19 protein-coding genes are annotated in these 21,246 nt (G+C 31.5%); 5 read left to right on the forward strand and 14 right to left on the reverse strand.

What is annotated here, in order from left to right; translation table 11 throughout:
- Positions 1–31 precede the first annotated feature (31 nt).
- Entirely contained in the window at positions 32–217 is a 186-nt protein-coding gene (locus AXE80_RS05250) for a membrane or secreted protein (protein ID WP_068825115.1), read from the reverse strand.
- Between the two features lie 224 nt (positions 218–441).
- Here AXE80_RS05250 and AXE80_RS05255 point away from each other — a divergent pair, with 224 nt between their 5' ends.
- The 3 genes from AXE80_RS05255 to proB all read left to right on the forward strand — a co-directional run bounded on the left by AXE80_RS05255 (position 442) and on the right by proB (position 2,501).
- Positions 442–972 carry a toxin-antitoxin system YwqK family antitoxin gene (locus AXE80_RS05255; RefSeq protein ID WP_083194587.1) on the forward strand — a complete coding sequence of 177 codons (531 nt, stop codon included), beginning with the start codon at positions 442–444 and terminating at the stop codon, positions 970–972.
- 1 nt (position 973) lies between these two features.
- On the forward strand, positions 974–1,639 hold the full coding sequence (locus AXE80_RS05260) for an SCO family protein (RefSeq protein ID WP_068825117.1): 666 nt from the start codon (positions 974–976) through the stop codon (positions 1,637–1,639).
- A gap of 79 nt (positions 1,640–1,718) precedes the next feature.
- A complete protein-coding gene (gene proB / locus AXE80_RS05265; protein WP_068825119.1) occupies positions 1,719–2,501 on the forward strand; it encodes a glutamate 5-kinase in 783 nt (260 codons plus the stop codon).
- A 7-nt stretch (positions 2,502–2,508) separates the two neighbouring features.
- Here the strand turns inward: proB and murB are convergent, their stop codons facing one another.
- The 8 genes from murB to AXE80_RS05305 all read right to left on the reverse strand — a co-directional run bounded on the left by murB (position 2,509) and on the right by AXE80_RS05305 (position 12,889).
- Positions 2,509–3,510, reverse strand: coding sequence for a UDP-N-acetylmuramate dehydrogenase (gene murB / locus AXE80_RS05270; protein ID WP_068825121.1), 1,002 nt, complete (start codon positions 3,508–3,510; stop codon positions 2,509–2,511).
- A 41-nt stretch (positions 3,511–3,551) separates the two neighbouring features.
- A complete protein-coding gene (locus tag AXE80_RS05275) occupies positions 3,552–4,862 on the reverse strand; it encodes a TolC family protein (RefSeq protein ID WP_068825123.1) in 1,311 nt (436 codons plus the stop codon).
- A complete protein-coding gene (locus AXE80_RS05280; protein ID WP_068825124.1) occupies positions 4,852–8,049 on the reverse strand; it encodes an efflux RND transporter permease subunit in 3,198 nt (1,065 codons plus the stop codon). The genes AXE80_RS05275 and AXE80_RS05280 overlap by 11 nt, the downstream gene beginning before the upstream one ends.
- A gap of 22 nt (positions 8,050–8,071) precedes the next feature.
- Complete coding sequence (locus AXE80_RS05285) at positions 8,072–9,181, reverse strand: efflux RND transporter periplasmic adaptor subunit (RefSeq protein WP_068825126.1); 1,110 nt, start codon at positions 9,179–9,181, stop codon at positions 8,072–8,074.
- A gap of 127 nt (positions 9,182–9,308) precedes the next feature.
- Positions 9,309–10,166, reverse strand: a complete 858-nt coding sequence (locus AXE80_RS05290; RefSeq protein ID WP_335673669.1) for a YitT family protein — start codon at positions 10,164–10,166, stop codon at positions 9,309–9,311.
- A 136-nt stretch (positions 10,167–10,302) separates the two neighbouring features.
- Positions 10,303–11,100: a pyrroline-5-carboxylate reductase gene (gene proC / locus AXE80_RS05295; protein ID WP_068825130.1), complete on the reverse strand. Its 798-nt coding sequence runs from the start codon at positions 11,098–11,100 to the stop codon at positions 10,303–10,305.
- A 23-nt stretch (positions 11,101–11,123) separates the two neighbouring features.
- On the reverse strand, positions 11,124–12,317 hold the full coding sequence (locus tag AXE80_RS05300) for a pyridoxal phosphate-dependent aminotransferase (RefSeq protein WP_068825132.1): 1,194 nt from the start codon (positions 12,315–12,317) through the stop codon (positions 11,124–11,126).
- Positions 12,318–12,487: 170 nt separating this feature from the next.
- The gene (locus AXE80_RS05305; RefSeq protein ID WP_068825134.1) at positions 12,488–12,889 is read right to left on the reverse strand and encodes a DUF1573 domain-containing protein; all 402 of its coding nucleotides are present in this window, start codon (positions 12,887–12,889) and stop codon (positions 12,488–12,490) included.
- 123 nt (positions 12,890–13,012) lie between these two features.
- Between AXE80_RS05305 and AXE80_RS05310 the strand changes: the two genes are divergently transcribed.
- Positions 13,013–15,646, forward strand: coding sequence for a valine--tRNA ligase (locus tag AXE80_RS05310; RefSeq protein WP_068825136.1), 2,634 nt, complete (start codon positions 13,013–13,015; stop codon positions 15,644–15,646).
- Positions 15,647–15,792: 146 nt separating this feature from the next.
- Positions 15,793–17,238 carry a DUF3360 family protein gene (locus AXE80_RS05315; RefSeq protein ID WP_068825138.1) on the forward strand — a complete coding sequence of 482 codons (1,446 nt, stop codon included), beginning with the start codon at positions 15,793–15,795 and terminating at the stop codon, positions 17,236–17,238.
- Positions 17,239–17,285: 47 nt separating this feature from the next.
- On the opposite strand, the gene AXE80_RS05320 is transcribed toward AXE80_RS05315, so the two are convergent.
- The 5 genes from AXE80_RS05320 to msrB form a co-directional block, all read right to left on the reverse strand.
- The gene (locus tag AXE80_RS05320) at positions 17,286–18,212 is read right to left on the reverse strand and encodes an aldo/keto reductase (protein ID WP_068825140.1); all 927 of its coding nucleotides are present in this window, start codon (positions 18,210–18,212) and stop codon (positions 17,286–17,288) included.
- A gap of 63 nt (positions 18,213–18,275) precedes the next feature.
- The gene (locus AXE80_RS05325) at positions 18,276–19,817 is read right to left on the reverse strand and encodes a protein adenylyltransferase SelO (RefSeq protein ID WP_068825144.1); all 1,542 of its coding nucleotides are present in this window, start codon (positions 19,815–19,817) and stop codon (positions 18,276–18,278) included.
- A gap of 111 nt (positions 19,818–19,928) precedes the next feature.
- Complete coding sequence (locus tag AXE80_RS05330) at positions 19,929–20,198, reverse strand: GNAT family N-acetyltransferase (protein ID WP_068825146.1); 270 nt, start codon at positions 20,196–20,198, stop codon at positions 19,929–19,931.
- Between the two features lie 3 nt (positions 20,199–20,201).
- On the reverse strand, positions 20,202–20,741 hold the full coding sequence (gene msrA, locus AXE80_RS05335) for a peptide-methionine (S)-S-oxide reductase MsrA (protein WP_068825148.1): 540 nt from the start codon (positions 20,739–20,741) through the stop codon (positions 20,202–20,204).
- A gap of 1 nt (position 20,742) precedes the next feature.
- Positions 20,743–21,186, reverse strand: coding sequence for a peptide-methionine (R)-S-oxide reductase MsrB (msrB, locus tag AXE80_RS05340; protein WP_068825150.1), 444 nt, complete (start codon positions 21,184–21,186; stop codon positions 20,743–20,745).
- Positions 21,187–21,246: the final 60 nt, after the last annotated feature.

Genomic DNA, 21,246 nt, shown 5'->3' on the forward strand with positions numbered 1-21,246 from the left:
GGTCATAAAAGCTTATGCTGTATTATTTAAGTTATTTGTTTTCGCAGTCTTCTGGCATTTTACCACAAAAACCACATGGTTCTCCAGATTCGTTAAATTGAGAGTTTTGACTGGCACAAGTACCAGAAAATTTACCATCTTTTTTACCCCATATTTTAATGGCAATTCCTGCAAAAGCTAAGGCTAATAAACCAAGTGAAATTAAGAATAGTTTCATAAAATTAATTTTAACAAAGATACAATTTTTTACGGTTATTCCTTTTTTAGAACCTATACTTTTAAGTGTTATATTTTGTAGAATTTTTAATTCTATAGAGTTTAAATACAGTTATAAACACTAGTGTTTTTTATGCAAGTAGCTAATAAATAATGAGGGTTTAATATGATTTGTAAATCAAAAACAAATTGATTAGTTTTATTAACCCCCAAATTACCCCAGTCATGAAAAATATACTCCTATTATTACTTATAATAATCTTTTCTTGCGCTAAAGAAAAAGAGACTGTTTTTGACAACACTTTTAAAAAGAATAACAATCTTTTATACAGAAATGATGTTTTGTATACAGGCATCGTGTATAATAACTATCAAAACGGTCAACATAAATATCAACGAGAATTTAAAAACGGACTACTTGATGGTGTTTATAATAAATGGTATCAAAATGGTCAATTAGCAGAAGAAAGAATATATAGTAAAGGAAAAAGAGTTGGAGTTCATAAAGGATGGTGGGAAAATGGTGTGCAACGTTTTGAGTATGTTTTTAATGAAAATGGTGAGTACGAGGGAGAGATAAAAGAATGGTATAGAACAGGTGATATTTATAAAAAATATAATTATATCAATGGACGTGAAGAGGGGCATCAGCAAATGTGGGATCTTGATGGAGATTTATTAGCGAATTATATAATAGTTAACGGCGAACGTTTTGGTAGGTTAAGAGCAAAAGGTTGCGATTTAAAACAGTTTTAATATGAAAGTGATAAAAACGATTTGGCTAATTTCTATAATGATTATTGTGGGATGTAGTTCTAAAAATGAGAAGAAAACAGTTCGTAAGAACCCAGATGTTTTACCTTATTTTAATTCTTATGATTTAACTCCTCAATGGGGAGAGGGAAAAGAAGTAAAAAAGCATAAAATAGCTCCTTTTAGCTTTACCAATCAAGATGGAAAAAAAGTGTCTAAACAAGACTATGATGGTAAAATATATGTATCTCATTTTTTCTTTACAAGTTGTACAAGCATTTGTAAGGTGTTAATTAATAATATGTCTCTTTTACAAGAAAATTTTGAAGGTGATGAAAACGTAAAGTTTATATCTCATTCTGTTACTCCCGAAATAGATTCTGTTCAAAAGTTAAAAGAGTATGCAGATTATCATCAAATAAATAGTAAACAATGGAGTTTGGTTACTGGAAATAAAGATGAGATTTATAAAATAGCTAGAGAATCATATTTTTCTGATGATGATTTTAAAGAATCAAAAAAAGCAAGCACATTTATTCATAGTGAAAACTTTTTGTTGGTAGATCCAACGGGGCACATCAGGGGAGTTTATAATGGAACTTTGAATATAGAAATTGATAGGATAACCAATCATATAAAGCTCTTAAAGAAAGAGTTTAACATTAAGTAATGTTAAATTTATTCAGTATACAAGGCTTGTTTGCTTGTGTTTTTGTAAATTTGTGTAAATTTTAACAAAAAAATAATTTATGTACGATCAATTAATAGTTGTAAAAGTAGGAACCAATGTAATGAAAAACAAGAACAATAGAATTGTTCGCCCTGTACTTCAAAACTTGGTCTCTCAAATTGCTGATTTATATGAGCGTAATATTATGACCATTTTAGTTTCTTCAGGATCTGCAATTGCAGGAAAAGAGGTTTTAGGACCCTCAATCATTAAAGATCCATCTATTAGAAGACAAGTTTATTCTTCTATCGGTCAACCAAGAATGATGCGTTTATATTACAATATTTTCCATGATTTTGGAATTAATTGTGCGCAAGTATTACCAACTAAAAGAGATTTTCAACCTGGAGTTCACCGTGATAATATGGTAAACTGTTATAAAGGTTTATTAGAAGAAGGAGTGATTCCTGTAGCAAATGAAGATGATACAGTTTCTTTAACTTCTACAATGTTTACAGATAATGATGAAATGGCTAGTTTAATTGCTGAGTTAGTAGAGGCAGATAAATTAATTATTTTAACAGATATTGACGGTGTTTATACAGGTAATCCTGCCGATGAAGGTACTGAGTTGATAGAAGAAGTAACTTCTACAGAAAACTTAGACCAATACATTCAACCTAACAAAAAAGGTGAAGGTGAAGGTAGAGGAGGAATGAGATCTAAAATTAGTGTTGCTCAAAAATCAGCAAAAAATAATATTCCTACTTATATTGTAAACGGAAAAACAGAAAATATCATTTTAGATATTATAGATGATGAGTATGTTGGAACAAGAATTTCTAATGATTTAGAAAAGTAATATTACTCTAAAAAACATTAACTTCTATTTCCAGAGGAATTTCAAATTCAGTTTTGATTTTTCTCTGGATTTTTTTTGCAATTTCGTAAACCTCTTTTCCGGTTGCATCTCCATAATTAACCAACACTAAAGCTTGTTTACTATGTACTCCAGCAGCTCCAAAACGTTTTCCTTTAAATCCAGCTTTTTCAATTAACCAACCAGCAGGAACTTTTACAAGTGTTTCAGAAACTGGGTATGATGGAATTTCTGGATATTGATTTTTTAGTTTGTTAAACAAAGTAATATCAATCACAGGGTTTTTAAAAAAGCTACCACTATTACCAATTTCTTTAGGGTTTGGAAGTTTACTATTTCGGATGGCAATAACAGCGTTACTAATGTCTTTTAAGCTTGGGTTACTAATGTTTTTTAGTTCTTCTTGTATGGCTCCGTAAGAGGTATTTGTGTTGTGGTTTTTAGTAGTAAGCTTAAAAGTTACACTAATAATAGCGTATTGATCTTTTGCTTTGTTTTTAAAAATTGAATTCCTGTATCCAAACTCACATTCAGCATTAGTAAAGGTTTCAATTTTTAAAGTTTTTTTGTTTAATGCTTCAAGAGAAGTAATGGTATCTTTTACTTCAAAACCGTAGGCTCCAATGTTTTGAATAGGACATGTTCCTACGTTTCCTGGAATTAAAGATAGGTTTTCTAAACCTCCATAATTTTGATCAATACACCACAAAACAAATTCATGCCAGTTTTCTCCAGCCGAAGCAGTAACTTCAACAGTATTTTCTGTTTGATTGTTTACAATTACTCCATTTAAATTTAAGTGAACTACAGTAGCATCAATATTCTGAGTTAGTAACATATTACTTCCTCCGCCTAATAAAAATACATCGTTGTTTTCTTGTAATACAGTTTTTAATTGTTGAACTGTAGTTACAGAAATAAACTTTTTAGCCATAACATCTATGCCAAAAGTATTGTAGTTTTTAAGAGAGAAATCTGTGTGGTATTGCATGGGTTAAAGATGCAGATTTTGTGTGGAATCTCAAATTTATTTTAAAACTTTAGGTTTAACAATTCACCACTTAATTGTAGCAATTGTAATTCGGCAAACTTAGTTTCGTATTTGGCCTGATTTCTACTCAATTCAGCGTTTAACAAATTAAGTTGAGCTTGTCTAAATTCAATAGAAGTAGCTTGTCCAATTTGAAATTTCTCTAAAGTTCTATCAAAATTGTTTTTAGAGGTGTTAATGTTTCTTTCTTGTATCAAATAAATTTGATATTTATTGTGATAATCATCCCAAGCATTGTTAAAATCTCGTTCTATATTAAGAATGTTATTTTGTTGTTGTAATTTTTGGTTTTCTATATTGATTTTAGCGTTTTTGGCAGCTGTAATATTACTACCACCATCAAATAAATTCCACGATACAGTTAAGCCAGCAGTTAATCCAGTGTTGGTTGCCACAGATAAAAATGAAGCCGCGTTGTTGTTGTTTTTACTCCATCCGTAACTACCATTTACACCAATTACAGGTAAAAATCCAGCTTTGGTTATTTTCATGTTTAACTCACTAATAGCTATGTTTTTTTCTGTTTTTAATAAAGTAGTGTTGTTTTGTTTTGCGCTCTCCAACATCTCTTCTTTGTTAGCATACATAGAAAAGTCAACATCTGTATTTATGTCAAAATCTTCTTTTAGAGTATTTCCAATAATCACATTTAGGTTACGTTTTGCATTTTTTAATTGTTGAATAGCGTTAATAATATTAATGCTATCATTATTAATATCAACCTCTGCATTTAAAACGCCTAATTTTGTGTTTTGTCCATATTCAAATTGATACTCAGTTCTTGATAATCTCTTTTTTGATATATCAAGTGTTTCTGTTAAAGACTTTACATTTTCTTTTAATTGAGCCACGCTGTAATAAACACTAAAAAGTTCTATAAGTGTGTTTTCTATAGTTTCTTTGGCTTCTAATTCAGATAAATTATACTGTTCTTTTAAACGTTTGTAATTGTATTCTCTTCCAAAACCATCAAAAATGGTGTAGTTTAAATTGATAGAGGCATTGTAATTAGAACTTTTAGCATTGGTTAAACTAGTGCTGGTACCGTTAGAAAATTCCGCATCAATATTGTTTAAATTAGCTACAGCCCCTCCATTAGCAGTAATGGTTGGTAAATAATCAGAGTTAAGGATGTCTGTATTATTTTTTTCAATCTCTACATTATTATTGGCCATTTTAACGCCAAAGTTATTTTCTAAAGCAAGTTCTATAGCTTTTTGTTGTGTTAATACTTCTTGAGCTTGTAAACTGATAAAACTTAAAAAGAATAATATGATGATTTTAGTGTTCATTTTCTTCGATTTGTTCTTTAATAGCACGTTCTACTTCTTCTTTTGTAACATTTTTACCTGTTGCTAACCATTTAACGTTTTTCTTAATACTGTTGCTAAATGATAATAATAAAGGCAAGGCAAGTAGTGTTAAAATGGTGGCATAAGCAATACCAAAAGAAATAGAAATGGCCATAGGTTTTAAAAACTGTGCTTGTCTACTTTTTTCTAATAATAAAGGAGCTAAACCTGCAATGGTGGTTAAAGAGGTTAAGAAAATGGCTCTAAATCTTGATTTTCCTGCTTCGGATAAAGCAAGGTCAAAAGGCATTCCTTCTTTTAAGTTAGAATTAAACTTACCAATTAAAACCAATCCATCATTTACCATAATTCCAATCAATGCAATAATTCCTAATAGCGATAATATGTTAACTGGGAATCCTAAAATCCAATGTCCCCAAGCAACAGCAGTTAAACTAAAAGGAACCAAAATAAGTAGTAAAATAGGTTGGCTATAACTTCTAAAAGTAAAAGCGATGGTAATATATATCAATAATAAAATGATGGTTCCGGCACTGTTTAGTGAACTAGAAAGTTTACTAGCTTCTCTATTTTGTCCTTCAAAAGAGGCACTAATTGTAGGATATTTAGATTGTATTTTAGGAATAAACTCTGTTCTAATATCGTCTAAAATTTCCGTGTTACTAGTACTAGGATCTTTTAAATCTGCAGATACTTGTATTTCTCTTTGTCCTTCTAAGTGATTGATGGCAACATCACCTCTTATGATACTATAAGTAGCGATATCTTTTAAGGTAACACGTTCGTTGTTTGGTGTTACAATTCTCATATCATCTAAATCGTTGATAGAATTTCTGTTTGTTCTATCGTAACGAACCCATACTTTAATTTCATCTTGTCCACGCTGAAAACGCTGCGCTTGAGTACCAAAAAATCCAGCTCTAATTTGAGTCATTACCGTGTTTAAATCCAAGCCTAACAAATAAGCATTGTTTTTTAATTCTAAACGAATCTCTTTGATTCCCTGAGGATCGTTGTCTTCAATATCTTTTAAAAGTGGGTTAGATTCTAAATATTTTTTTAATTCAACCTTAGAAGCTTTAAGTTCTTCAATATTATTACTTAATAAAGAAACAGATACAGGACTTCCTCCAAAATTACCTCCAGAACCATAAATTAGTTTTTCTGTACCCACTATAGGGCCTACTAATTCTTCTAATCTGTTAGTTACCATAAAGGATTTAATCACATCTGGTCTTTCTTCTCCAGGTAAAAGGTTGATACGTAAGCTGGCACTAGAACTGCTATTGATGTTGACAATAGTGTTTTCAAATAATTGCTTTCCAGTTCCTTTTAAGTATTTATCTGTTAATTCTTTATTTACTATGAAAGATTTTTCTTCTATTAAAGAAATAATAGAGTCGGTGATTTTTTCATTGGTTCCTGCAGGCATTTCTAATTCAATAATAGCAGTATCACTAGCCACTCTTGGGAAAAGAGTTACGTTAATAATTCCTCCTTGAATAGATCCAATTGTAAGAATTAATAAACCAATAAAAACACTAAAGGATAAAATTTTATATTTTAAAATCCAGTCTAAAATAGGGCTGTAAATACGATCTCTTAAAAAAGACATCAATCTGTCACCTATTTTGTTAATCCCTCTCATTTTGTTAAAAAACTGTTTAACTTTTGATGGATTTTCTTCTGCTACATCTGGCTTTAAAGCTTTAGAATGTGCTAGGTGAGCAGGTAAAATAATTAAGGCCTCTACCAAAGAAACCACTAAAGTTAGAATTACAATAACGGAAACTTCTCCAAAAAACTCCCCAATTCTACTATCTAAAAATAAGAATAGAGAAAAGGCTAATAGGGTAGTGATGATGGCAGAAACTACAGGAGGAATAACCTCTAAAGTTCCATCTATTGCAGCTTGTATAGGTGTTTTTCCTTTTTCGTAATGTTGATAAATGTTTTCGGCAATTACAATTCCATCATCTACCAAAATACCAATAACGATGATCATTCCGAATAGTGACAAAATATTGATGGTTACATCAAACTGGCTAGCAAAAATAAACATTCCTAAGAAAGAAATAGGAAGACCAAATGCTACCCAAAAAGCCAAACGAGTATTTAGGAATAATGATAAAAATACCAATACCAATATCATTCCCACAATAGCGTTTTCGGTCAATAAATCTGTACGCTGTTGTAAAGTAACAGACATATCTCTTACAATGCTTATGTTTACATTGTTATGCTGTTCATTGTATGTTTCAATATATTCCTTTACTTTTTCTGCGGAAGAGAGTAAGTCTTCATTGTTAGTACTTGTAATACTAATATTTACCGCTAATTCTTGATTAAAATATGTAGCATTTGGAGTTTCGGAAAAGCGATCTCTAATAATAGAAACATCTTTTAATCTCACAACTTTTCCATCAGCATCCGCTTTAACAATGGTGTTAGATAGTTCTTTACCGTAATAAGATTTATTATTTGCTCTAATTAAATACTCCTCGGCATTGGTTTTAATATTTCCTCCAGTAACTAGTATATTTGAAGAACTCACTGCTTTAGAAACGTCATCAAAAGTAATGTTGTAAGCCAATAATTTTAGTTCATCAACGGCTATTTCAATTTCTTCATCAGGAAAACCAGAAATGGCTATTTGCGAAATTCCATCAATAGCTCTTAAATCATTTTCTACTTGTCTAGATAAGGTTTTTAAAGTTGCCAAGGGAATATCTTTACCGCTTAAAGCAAATGATATGGTTTCTCTAATTTCTTCGTTTTTAGAAACCACAAGTGGTTCCATTCCAGATGGAAAGGTTGGAACTCTATCTACAGCATTTTTTACTTCTAAAAGCATAAAATCTATATCTTCCCCTTTTTCAATTTCTACACTAATGCTTCCACTATTTTCTTTAGAAACCGAAGTAACTCTATCTACACCTTTAAGTCCTTTTAAATTGTCTTCTATTTGTAAAACAATACCTTCTTCTATTTCTTGAGGTGAGGCCCCAGGATAGTTAATGTTGATGGAAATTAATTTAGAATCTACCAATGGAAAAAAGGAAGATTTTAAAGAGCGCATTCCTATAAAACCAAATAAAGCAAAAGCAAGAATAAATATGTTTACTGCTATGTGGTATTTGATAAAATAACTAATTATTTTTTTCATTATGAAAAGTCTTTATGTTGGTTTATTTTGAAATAGGTGTTACCAACATTCCTGCATAGGCTCCAGGAATTGGGCTTTTTAAGATTACAGTTCCGTTAGGTACATTTTGTAAAATAACTGTAGTGTCCGAAAAATGAACTGGTTTTACAGGCATTAGGTTTAACATACCATCTTTTATGATAAAAATTTCATGACTTTCCAAAAGTAGATTTCTATCTATTTCTATAGCATTGTCTATACTTTTTGCATTGATGTTTGCATCTAAATAAAGTCCTTCTTTTAGGTTGTTGTTTTCTACTTCTATAAAAACAGCTATGGTTTGTGTGGCTGTATTAATACTACCATTTACACGTGTAATGGTTCCTGTGTAATCTTCTGTTTTTTCTAAGTTGGTTAAAGCTACTTGCTTTCCTGTTTTTAAAATACTAGCATAAGATTTACTAATAGATACTTCCATCTCAAATATAGATGGGTTTATAAATTCTCCTAATTTTTGACCACTTCTTACCAAAGTTCCCTCTGTAACTAAAGCTTCGGTTAATACTCCATTAAAAGGAGCTTTAATGGAGTATTTTGATAAGCGTTGTTCTAAGTTTTTTACGTTGTAATATTCTTTTACAATTTCTCTACCTGTAATAAAGTAATTTTCTTTTTCACTTTCTATTTTTGGTAGGGAAGGAGTGCTGCTTTCAATATTAAAATTGTCTAAGTATTTTTTCCATTTAGGATAAATTTCAGGAAAATCTAACCTTAAATCAGGCATGATAGAAGCAATGATATTGTATAAATTACTTTTGGCAGATTGCACAGAAGCATAGTATTCTACATCATCGGCTTTAATTAAAACATTTCCTTTTTTATAGGTTTGTCCTGTTTTAAATAAATGAGTTCCTTTTTTTAAAACTCCTTGTACTTCTGAATATAATTCAATTCTTTCTTTGGCTTTTAAACTTCCATTTCCTTGAATAACAATAGGAACTGTTGTGTTTTGTATGGTATCTGTAAAAACAGTTTTTACTATTTTTTTTGCAACAGGTTTGGGTTTTGTTTTATTGTCTATTAAAGTTTTTGAAATAAAAATAGATAAAGCAATAAATAATATACCAATAATGGAGAGTATTGTTTTTCTCATGTTATATAAAATAATTTAAGCTAAATTAAAAGCACTAGCTATTAAAAGAATGTTTATTGGGTAGATTTGTCCATATTTATCAATAACCTTACCAATTTTGTAATAAAAATGAAACGGGTTATAAAAATTAATGAAGAGGTCTTTTTTTAATAATTCCTCCTTTTAAATCTTTTACACTATTCATCACAATGAAAGCTTTAGGATCAATTTTGTCAATTTCGTTATTAACTCTACTTAATTCAAGTCTAGTAATTACAGTGTATAAAATATCAATTTTGTTTGTATCTCCGTTTTTGTTATAGCCTCCTTGACCATTATAAATGGTAACTCCTCTACCTAGTTTATCTGTAATCATATTTTTGATTTCATTATTTTTAGAAGAAATAATAGTCACTCCTATATACTCTTCAATACCTTCAATAATAAAATCTAAAGTTTTAGAAGCGGAGATATAAGTAATCATAGAGTATAGGGCTATCTCAATAGATAGTAAGTAAGCGGCAATAGAAAAGATAAGAACGTTAATTAGTATGATAATATCTCCAATAGTTGTTCCTAGCTTTTTACTTAAATAAATAGCAAGTATTTCTGTTCCATCAATTACAGCACCACCACGCACAGCCAATCCAATTCCTGCTCCAAGAAAAAAACCTCCAAATATAGCTACCAATAAATCATCATTTGTAACGTTAGGAAAACTAACAGTTGCAACACAAAGTGCTAACCCAGCTATGGCAAATGCGGTTTTAACAGCAAAGTGTTTTCCCATAGTTTTGTATCCCATAAAAATAAAAGGAAGGTTTACTGCAATAATCAAGATGTATAAAGGAACTCCAGAAATAGCGGATATTAACAAAGAAATTCCTGTAGCACCTCCATCAATAAAATCATTGGTTAAAAGAAATCCTTTAAAGCCAAATGATGCAGAGAATATACCGATGATAATTAAAAGAACATCTTTGATATTATTTTTTAAAGATGTCATAAAACGTGATTGTTTTTGGTTTGTCATAGCAATGGTCATAAAATAAAAAATATGATTGTTTTTATTAGGTATTAAAAATACAAAACCCTTTGCATCAGCAAAGGGTTTTGTAGCGTGTTTTGTGTAAATAATTATATTATTTATCAGCGGCTAATTCTTTAGCTCTGTTAACACATGCAACAGTTCCCTCTTTAATTAAATTGTGAACATTGTTATCATCAAAATTGTTAAGAGCTGCTCTAGTTGTTCCTCCTTTAGAAGCTACTCGGTTCATCCATTCTTCTAAAGAGATGTCGTTTTGTTTGTACAATTCTACTGCACCTTCAAAAGTTTGAGCGGTTAATGTTTTTGCTTCTTCTCTAGAAAAACCAAAATCTTCAGCTGCCTCAGCCAAAGCATTCATAAAGTAAAAGATATAAGCAGATCCACTTCCAGAAATTCCAGTGGTGTTATCAATCATATCTTCTGTTTTTACTTCAAAAGCTTTACCAGTAGATTTTAAGATGTTTCCAACCAAGTCTAAATTTTCTTTAGCAACTTCTTTAGATCCAACATAAGTAGTCATCCCTAATTGAATAGAAGCTGGTAAATTAGGCATACATCTAATTACTTTGTCTATTCCTAATCCTTGTTGAATGGTTTCAATAGTCATTCCTGCCATTACAGAAACAAATAATTGATCCTTATTCACAATAGATTTGATGTCATTAAATACTAATGGTGCAATTTGTGGCTTTACCGCCAAGAATATGATATCAGCATTTTTTAAAACATCGTAACTAGTCGTTGCTTTCATTTTATTCATTCCATTGATTTCTGCAATTCTGTCTTCAGATTTGTCAATAATTTCAATGTTTGCAATTTTTGCATTGTAAATTCCTTCTGCGTAGGTGAAACCCATGTTTCCACCACCAATAACAACTATATTTTTCATAAAATATATTTTAGTTTTTAAGGTTATTGTGCGTTGTATTTCTCAATAGCGTCTTTAAGTATAGCAACAGCACGAATTAATTTTTCTTTTTTTAGCACGTAAGCAATTCTTACTTGGCTAAGCGCAATGTTTGGAGTTGAATAAAACCCACTACCAGGAGCAACCATTACTGTTTGTCCATTATTGCTATAACTTTCTAGCAACCATTTGGCAAATTTATCGGCATTGTCAACAGGTAAATCTGCCAAACAATAAAATGCTCCATTAGGTTTTACTACTTGAACTCCGTCTATTTTTAGTAGTTCTTCAACTAATATATTTCTACGTTCTATATATTCTTTTTTAACATCATCAAAATAACTTTGTGGTGTTTCTAATGCGGCTTCTGCAGCAATTTGAGCAATAGTAGGAGGGCATAAACGAGATTGAGCCATTTTCATTACCGTACTAATAAGTTCCGGGTTACGAGAAACTACACATCCAATTCTAGCACCACACATACTGTAGCGTTTAGAGGTTGAGTCTATCATAATGGCGTTCATATCCATTCCTTTTTCTTCCATTACAGAGTAGTGCCCATCGTTGGTATATACAAATTCACGATAAACTTCATCAGCAATTAAGAATAGATTATACTTAACAACTAATTTTTTTAATTGTTTAATTTCTTCTTTAGAATATAAAGTTCCCGTAGGATTTCCTGGATTACAAATTAAAATAGCACGAGTTCTAGGAGTAATTAAAGCTTCAAACTCATCAATCTTAGGCAAAGCAAAACCGTTCTCTATACTGGTATTAATAGGTACTACATTAACCCCAGCAGCAATTGAAAAACTTGTATAGTTAGCATAAAAAGGTTCAGGAATGATGATTTCATCTTGAGGGTCTGTAATACTCGCTATGGTAAAATATAGAGCTTCGGATCCTCCTGTAGTTACTAAAATTTGTTCATTTGTAATATTGATATTATGCTTTTTATAATAATCAACCAATTTGTTTCTGTATTGCTCAGAACCATTAGAGGTGGAGTATTCCAAGACTTCCATATCTATATTACGAATTGCATCTAAAGCAACTTTAGGGGTCTTTATATCTGGTTGTCCAATATTTAAATAAAATATTTCAGTACCACGTTTCTTGGCGGCTTCTGCATAAGGAACCAATTTACGAATTGGAGACTCAGGAATAGCACGACCTTTGTTAGAAACTCTAAGCATTTATTTAATTTTTATTTTATTGATTTAAGGGGAACAAAAGTACAAATTTCTAATCTTCTTAAAGAATACTAGTGGTATTATCTCTTGTTTGTCTTTATTTTGTGTTATTGCAAAAAAAAAACTGCTTATTCTAAAATAAGCAGTTTTGAGTTTTATTAGGAGTATATTAATTAATCTTTTAATACTTCTCCCTTAATTCTAACTACTTTAGGATGTTCCGTGGCGTTAGAAATTATAGTAACTGTTTTGGTAAATCTACCTACACGATCTGTAGCATATTTTACTTTAATTTGTCCAGATTTTCCTGGCATAATTGGTTCTTCTGGCTTAGTAGGTACTGTACATCCACAGCTTCCTTTTACGCTTTTTATAATTAAAGGAGCGCTTCCTACATTTTTAAAATTAAAATAACGTACACCATCAGCATTATGAGCAATGGTTCCGTAGTCTATTACTTCTTTTTCAAATTTAATAATAGGTTTTAAAGTGTTATCTGTACTAGCAGTTGCTTGTTGTGCAAATGTTAACATTGGAGCTAAGGCCATACAGATGATAAAAGCTAATTTCTTCATGTTGATTAAATTTTAAGTAAAAATAAATTTTATATTGAAACTTTCAATAACTATACCGTTATTTTTTTTAGTCGTAGGGATATTTAGTATTTTTGGCGTCCTGTTATTTAACAAAAATAAAGAATGAGTATTCCTAATACATATAATGCTACTGCGGTAGAAGAAAAATGGTACGATTACTGGATGAAAAACAACTACTTTCATTCAACACCTAACGACAAAAAACCTTATACAATTGTAATTCCTCCGCCAAATGTTACAGGAGTGTTACACATGGGACACATGCTTAACAATACTATTCAAGATGTATTGATTCGTAGAGCTCGTTTAAGAGGTTACAACGCTTGTTGGGTACCCGGTACAGACCATGCTTCTATTGCTACAGAAGCTAAAGTGGTTGCTAAGTTAAAATCTGAAGGAATTAACAAAGAGGATTTAACTCGTGATGAGTTCTTGAAACACGCTTGGGAGTGGACAGATAAACATGGGGGAATTATTTTAGATCAGCTTAAAAAATTAGGTGCTTCTTGCGATTGGGAACGTACAAAGTTTACTATGGATGCAGATTTAAGTGAATCTGTAACCAAAGTTTTTGTTGATTTATACAAAAAAGGAGATATCTATAGAGGGTATCGTATGGTAAACTGGGATCCAGAAGCAAAAACTACTTTATCTGATGAAGAAGTGATTTTTGAAGAAAAACAAGGAAACTTTTACCACATCAATTATAAAATAGAAGGAACTGATGAAGTAGTAACTATTGCTACCACTCGTCCAGAAACATTGTTAGGAGATACTGCTATTTGTATCAATCCTAACGATGAAAGATACACACATCTTAAAGGAAAAAAAGCTATTGTACCTATTGCCAATAGAGTAATTCCTATCATAGAAGATGAATATGTAGATATTGAGTTTGGAACAGGTTGTTTAAAAATAACCCCTGCACACGATCAAAATGATAAAGTTTTAGGAGAAAAGCACAACCTAGAGGTTATTGATATTTTAAATGATGATGCTACTTTAAATGAAAACGGATTGCATTACAATGGTAAAGATCGTTTTGTAGTTCGTAAAGAAATTACTAAAGAGTTAGAAGAAATTGGAGCTTTGGTAAAAGTAGAGCAACACATGCACAAAGTTGGAACTTCTGAAAGAACCAAAGCGGTAATTGAACCTAAAATTTCTGCTCAGTGGTTTTTACGTATGGAAGAAATCGTAAAACCAGCTTTAGATGCGGTGTTAAAAGATGAAGATATTAAATTATACCCTAAACGTTACAACAACACGTATCGTCATTGGTTAGAAAATATTCGCGATTGGAATATTTCTCGTCAATTGTGGTGGGGACATCAAATTCCTGCTTTTTTCTATGGTGATGGAGTAGAAGATTTTGTAGTGGCAACTTCAGTAGAAGAAGCATTGCCATTGGCAATAGAAAAAACTGGAAACACTGCTTTAACAGTTGCCAACTTAAAACAAGATGAAGATGCTTTAGATACTTGGTTTTCTTCTTGGTTATGGCCAATTTCTGTTTTTGATGGAATTAACAATCCTGATAACGAAGAAATTAATTACTATTACCCAACCAACGATTTGGTTACAGGTCCAGATATTATTTTCTTTTGGGTAGCTAGAATGGTGTTTGCAGGGTATGAATTTAGAAATGATAAACCATTTAGCAACGTATATTTTACAGGAATTGTTCGTGATAAGCAAAGACGTAAAATGTCTAAATCTTTAGGGAACTCTCCAGATCCAATTGAGTTGATGAAACAATACGGAGCAGATGGTGTTCGTGTAGGATTATTATTATCTGCTGCAGCAGGTAACGACTTAATGTTTGATGAAGATTTATGTGCACAAGGGCGTAATTTTGCTAATAAAATATGGAATGCCTTTAAATTGATTAAAGGTTGGGAAGTTTCAGAAACAGAAGCACAACCAGAAGCTTCTAAAATAGCGATTGATTGGTACAAAGCTAAATTCCAAAAAACATTAGCAGAAATAGATGCTAATTTTGAAGTATACAGATTGAGTGACTCTTTGATGAGTATTTATAAATTGGTTTGGGAAGATTTCTGTGCTTGGTTCTTAGAAATGATTAAACCAGCCTTTGGTTCTCCAATGAATGCTGTTACTTTTAAAGAAGTAATAGGGATCTTAGAAGATAATTTAAAGATTTTACATCCTTTTATGCCTCACTTAACAGAAGAAGTTTGGCAGTTAATTTCTGATAGAACTCCAGAAGAAGCTTTAATTATTGCAGAATATCCTAAAGCTACAGAGTATAACAAAGACATCATTGCTAATTTTGAAATTGCATCAGAAGTAATTTCAGGAATTAGAACCATTAGAAAAGACAAAAATATTTCATTTAAAGAAACGATTGATTTGTCTGTTTTAAATAATGATAACACTTCTAAAGACTTTGATGCTGTTATTGTTAAAATGGGGAATTTAGCTGAGTTATCTTATGTAGATGCTGCTGTAGATGGAGCATTGAGTTTCCGTGTGAAATCTAATGAATACTTTGTGCCAATGGCAGGAGCTATTGATATTGAAGCAGAAGTAGCCAAGTTAAACGAAGAATTAAAGTATACAGAAGGTTTCTTAAAATCTGTTCAAAAGAAATTATCTAACGAGCGTTTTGTAAGCAATGCTCCAGAGCAAGTTATTGCTAGTGAACGTAAAAAAGAATCGGATGCTTTATCTAAAATAGAAACCATAAAAGCTAGTTTGGCTTCATTGGTATAATTTAAAAAAGATATAATTTTAAAATCCCAACATTTTATGTTGGGATTTTTTTTGTCATTTTTTTATAAAGTTGCTGGTTATTTTATGGATTGTTAATGTAAAATATATATTTTTAGATTTTTACTAATTAAATCTAATAATCTATAATGAATCATAAAAACTATAAGGAAAAAAGAAAGAAATCATCAGAATTTAAAAGTAGAAAAGAATATTTGGAGCATGAACTCTCTATATTAAATTTTAGAAAATGGCGAATAAACTTACCTTTTAGAGATTATTCCATTGAAATAGAAGATATAGCACCTGGAATTGCAGCAACTATAGGTAAAGTAGTGATGGTAACAGCCATTGTTGCTGCTTTAGCTTCACAGTTTGGTTTGTCTCCAGAGTTTGTGGCCGAAAATGTACGCTTTGAGTTGTTAATTGCAGGTGGTTTTTTTGTGATTTTATTTTCTGCTATTTTAAATCCTAATGCAAACTTATCTGGAACTCATGGGCCAATGCTTCCATTAATTCCCATTATAGCAGCTGCAGGTGGGCACCCATTGGCTTTGGGAATTTTAATTGGAGTTTTTGGTATTGCATTAAGTATAACCAAGGGAGGTTCTAAATTAATGAACTTGACTGGAATTGGGGTGAGAGGTGGATTACTTATTTATTTAGGAGCGATGGGGCTTTTAAGTCAGATTGATAAATTAGAAGGTTGGGCTGCTAATGCTGGGCAAAGCACTATATCTTTTGTAATTATAGGTCTGATTATTTTGATATATGCATATTTAGCAAGAATAGGAAAAAGATGGGTAGCAATTCCGTTGTGTTCAACCATAGCAGGATTAGTAGCCTATTTTATGGGAGCTCATTTTGAATTTACTACAGCTCCAGGTTTACCACATATGAACCCTATGTGGTGGTGGGGAGAAACTACAGGTTGGCAAATGGGATGGCCAAAAATAGAGCATTATATTGCTGTAATTCCTTTTGCAATTTTAGCGGTGGTTATGTGGTCTCCAGATTTTTTAGGTCATAGAGTTTTTCAGGAAATTAATTATCCTAAAGGATCAGAAAAGGTGTTGATGGACGTAGATGATACCATGTCAATAGCATCAGTAAGACAAATTGTAGGTTCTTTTTTAGGAGGAGGAAACATAGCTTCTTCTTGGGGAACTTACATGATTCCTGCAGCTATTGCCAAAAGACCAATTCCTGGGGGAGCTTTAATTACCGCAATACTATGTGTGTTGGCTTCTGTTTTTGGTTACCCTATGGATTTAGCCATGTGGGAACCAGTGTTAAGAGTAGCTTTAATTGTGGGAGTATTTTTACCTTTACTTGAAGCAGGAATGCAAATGGTAAAAAAACAAAAAGATTCTGTAAGTGCAGGAACCTGTATTTTTGCTTGTGCTTTTGTAAATCCTGTTTTTGGATGGGCCTTGGCAATGTTGTTAGACAATATGGGATTGATAGGGGATAGAGAAAGAGCAAAAGGAATGTCTTGGAAAGAAAAACTTGTAATACCTGGGGTGATGTTTGTTGTTTGTGTAGTATCGTTAGCTTTAGCTGGGCAATTACCTGGAATTCCTAGGTTGTTATAAAACAATAATAAATAAAAAAAGCATCAATATTTTATTGATGCTTTTTTTTATTCCCATGATAAAGATTTTCTTTCTTTCCAATAATGGATAGGTTCCTTTTTTAAGGATTTTAGTAATTCAATTTCATCTGCGGTTAGTTGAAAATTTAATGTCTTTAAGTTTGATTTTAATTGTTTTTTAGAAAATGCTCCGCTTAAAACAATTGATGGGTTTATACTGTCAACAATAAAACGTAAGGCAATAGCATCTATACCAACATTATATTTTTTAGATAGTTGATTTAATAAATCGGGAGTATTGGTAAATATTCTTCCATTAGCAACCCCTTCTTTAATAACCACTTTTTTGTCATTTTTAATCAAATCAACTAAAGTGTTATAAGTGCTTTGTTCAAAAATATTATAGGTTACTTGAAAAACATCAAATAAAAATTGAGTGTTTAATTTAATTTGCATGGCTTCTTTAAGAACTGTGCTTTGGTTGGCTCCACTAGTAGTCAGCCCAATTAAAAGACCAGTTTCTTTTTTAATTTCTGCTAATTTTTTTAATACTTTCTCATTTTCTAAAACTCCACTTTCTATGGTTGCAGAGTGTATTTGATAAACTTTTAAATTGGGTAACATTTTCTTAGAAGTTTCCCATTGTTCTATCAATTTTTCTATACTATGTTCCTTGATTTCATGGTCTCCTTTATAGCCTAATTCCCAATTGGCCACATAGGTATAACCCCATTTTGTTGCTAAAGTACTGTCTGTGTGTTTATTGTTTTCTTGCCAAGTTTTTAATAGCTCTTCTCCTTTACCATAAGAGGGAGCAGTGTCAAAATAACGAATTCCTAAATCATAAGCAGTATTAAGCATATCGTAGGCATTGTTTTTAAAGGCCTCTTTACTTTTATCTATGTTTTTATCTTCTCTAATATTAATATATTCAGGTCTACCTAAGGCGGCTAGTCCAAGTCCGATTTTTGTCATTGCTCTTTTTCTTTTAGTTTGATGGTTTTCTAAACAGATTTTAAAATAAAACTTTTAAGCGTATTATGAACTACAACTAAGCATAGAACAGCCTACTTTTTTCTTAGCCCAATCGGGTCTTTTAGCAAACCATTTTTGATATTCTGGTTGTTCATCATAAGGATTTTGAATTACTTGATATAATTCTTCAACCAGACTATAGTCTTTTTGTTCTGCTGCTTCTATGGCTAGTTGAGACATGTAATTACGCAATACATATTTTGGGTTCACAGCATTCATTTTTAAAACTCTATCTTCTTTAGAAATATCTTCGCTTTCTAATCTTGTTTGATATTGGTCAAACCAAGCTTGCCATTCTGTTAATACCTCACCTTTTAGTTGTTCGGGAATGTAAAAAGCTTCCAAACAATCTTCAATACTATTAGCGGTGGAAAGTAATCTAAAGAAGATGGTCATGTCTGTTTCTATCAGCTTTAAATTGGTTTCTAGTGACTGTATTAAAATATAATCTTGTTTGTTTGGAGTTTGAATTCCAATTTTAGCACACATCATTTGTAGGTTTTGCTCTTCAAATTGAGTTTTATAACTGTTTAATGCTGTTTCTAAAGGGGCTGCATCTTCTGTTAAGGTGTAAAAAGTATTGGCTAATTGATATAAATTCCACAAACCAATATTAGGTTGTTGACCGTATCGGTAACGCCTGTTTTGTCTGTCGGTTGTGTTTGGAGTCCAGTCAGGATCGTAATTGTCTAGCCAACCATAAGGACCATAATCAATAGTTAACCCTAGAATAGACATATTATCTGTATTCATTACCCCATGTACAAAGCCTACACGTTGCCAGTGTACAATCATTTTTACAGTAGCATCTACAATTTCTTGAAAAAGTTTAGCGTAATCTTCTTTGTTGTTTTCTTCAAGATGTGGAAAATGATGACGAATGGTATAGTTCATCAAAGCAGCTAGAGTAGTTTTATCATTTCTTGATGCAAATATTTGAAAATTTCCAAAACGGATAAAGCTTTCTGCTACTCTACAAACAATGGCTCCAGGTTCATAAGCAGGATTTCCATTGTATAAAATATCTCTTAATACATCATCACCAGAAAGAGCCAAAGATAAAGATCGAGTAGTGGGAACTCCTAAATGATACATGGCTTCTGCACATAAATATTCACGAATAGAAGAACGCAACACGGCCAAACCATCTGCTGTTCTAGAGTAAGGAGTTTTACCAGCACCTTTAAGCTGTAAAGTATAAGATTTATCGGTTTTTACTTGAAATAAATTAATAGCTCTACCATCTCCTAACTGTCCTGCCCAATTTCCAAATTGATGTCCTCCATAACACATGGCATAAGGTTCTGTATTTGGGTAAATACTATTCCCTGTAATTAATTTTTCAAAGTCTTTAGTTGTTAAATCTTCTTTAGAGAATCCTAATTTTTTAGCAACTTCTTTGTTTACGTGTATTAATTTAGGTGCTTTTGTTTTAATGGGAGTGGCTAGGGAATAACAAGCATTTTCTACCTGACGTGTAAAGTTTTCAGGATTATTATCAGCAGGTAATTCGCTAGTAAAGGTATTTTGTATGTTTAATTTCATATGATGTAGTATAAGGTTTAAAAGTAGAAAGTAAAAAGTTAATCTAAACTCATAATAACTACTAGGAGAGTGAGAGGCGACAAACTTATAAGAATTTTAAATAAAACTGGGTTAGGAAATAATCTGTTTCCATTTTTCACTGCGTTGAACAACTATTTTTACATAACCACAAACAGCTACAGCTTGATAGCCTTCTTGAGTTAGTTTTTCAAAAGTTTTTTCAACCAGTATTTTTCCAATGCCCTGACCTCTTAAATTCTCTGGAACTTCGGAATGGGTTAAATACATTTTATTGTTTTTGATGCTATATTCTACAAAAGCAGTTGCGTCTTTTACCTTTAAAATATATCTATTTTTATCTTTTTGATGTACTATTTCCAAATCTTAAAAATCTTTTAATTTATCGGCATGTAGTTTTCTTAATTTGTTCAATTTGGGCCCTACTACCATGGCACAATATCCTTGATCAGGATTTTGTTTATAGTAATTTTGATGGTAATCTTCTGCATCAAAATAATTAATTAATGGACTTATTTCTGTCACAATAGGATTGTCAAAATATTGTTGAACATCTTTAACAATTTGTTCTGCAATTAATTTTTGTTCCTTGTTGTGATAAAATATAGCAGAACGATATTGAGTTCCAACATCTGCTCCTTGTCTGTTTAGGGTAGTGGGGTCATGAGCAGTAAAGAATAAGAACAAAATTTCTTCAAAAGAAATGATATCTGCATCAAACTCAACTCTTACCACCTCTGCATGTCCCGTTAAGCCAGAACATACTTCTCTGTATGTTGGAGTACCTGGTACGGTTCCTCCACTATAACCAGAAATGGCTTTTTTTACTCCTTTTATTTCGTTAAAAAATGTTTCTATACACCAAAAACATCCTGCTCCAAGTGTAGCTTGCTCTATGTTTGCCATGTTATTTTTTAATTAAAGATTCTGAATTTACACAGTAGCGTAATCCACTTGGTTCTGGTCCATCGGGAAAAACATGCCCTAAATGGCTATCACAATTATTACATTGAATTTCTACTCTAATCATACCATGTGATTCATCTTTAATATATTTTATGGCATTGGTTTTTATAGGTTGAGTAAAACTTGGCCATCCTGTACCAGATTCAAATTTAATAGTAGAATCAAATAACTCATTTTCGCAACAAACACAATTGTATATTCCTGCTTCGTGACTACTACAATACGCTCCTGTATGTGGCATTTCTGTTCCAGATAAACGAGTAATTTTAAACTGATGAGGTGTTAAGATTTGTTTCCATTCCTCAGTTGTTTTTTCTATTCTTTTGTCTGGTGTTGGATTTCCGTTTACAGTAAAATGCATGATGTCTTTCCAAGTAATTGTCATGAAATAAATTTTATGTGATTGGTAGTAAAAATAAATAATTACTTACAGTTCTAGCCCTAT

Origin of the sequence: Wenyingzhuangia fucanilytica (genome assembly GCF_001697185.1) — a bacterium.
In the GTDB taxonomy this organism is placed as follows: Bacteria; Bacteroidota; Bacteroidia; order Flavobacteriales; family Flavobacteriaceae; genus Wenyingzhuangia; species Wenyingzhuangia fucanilytica.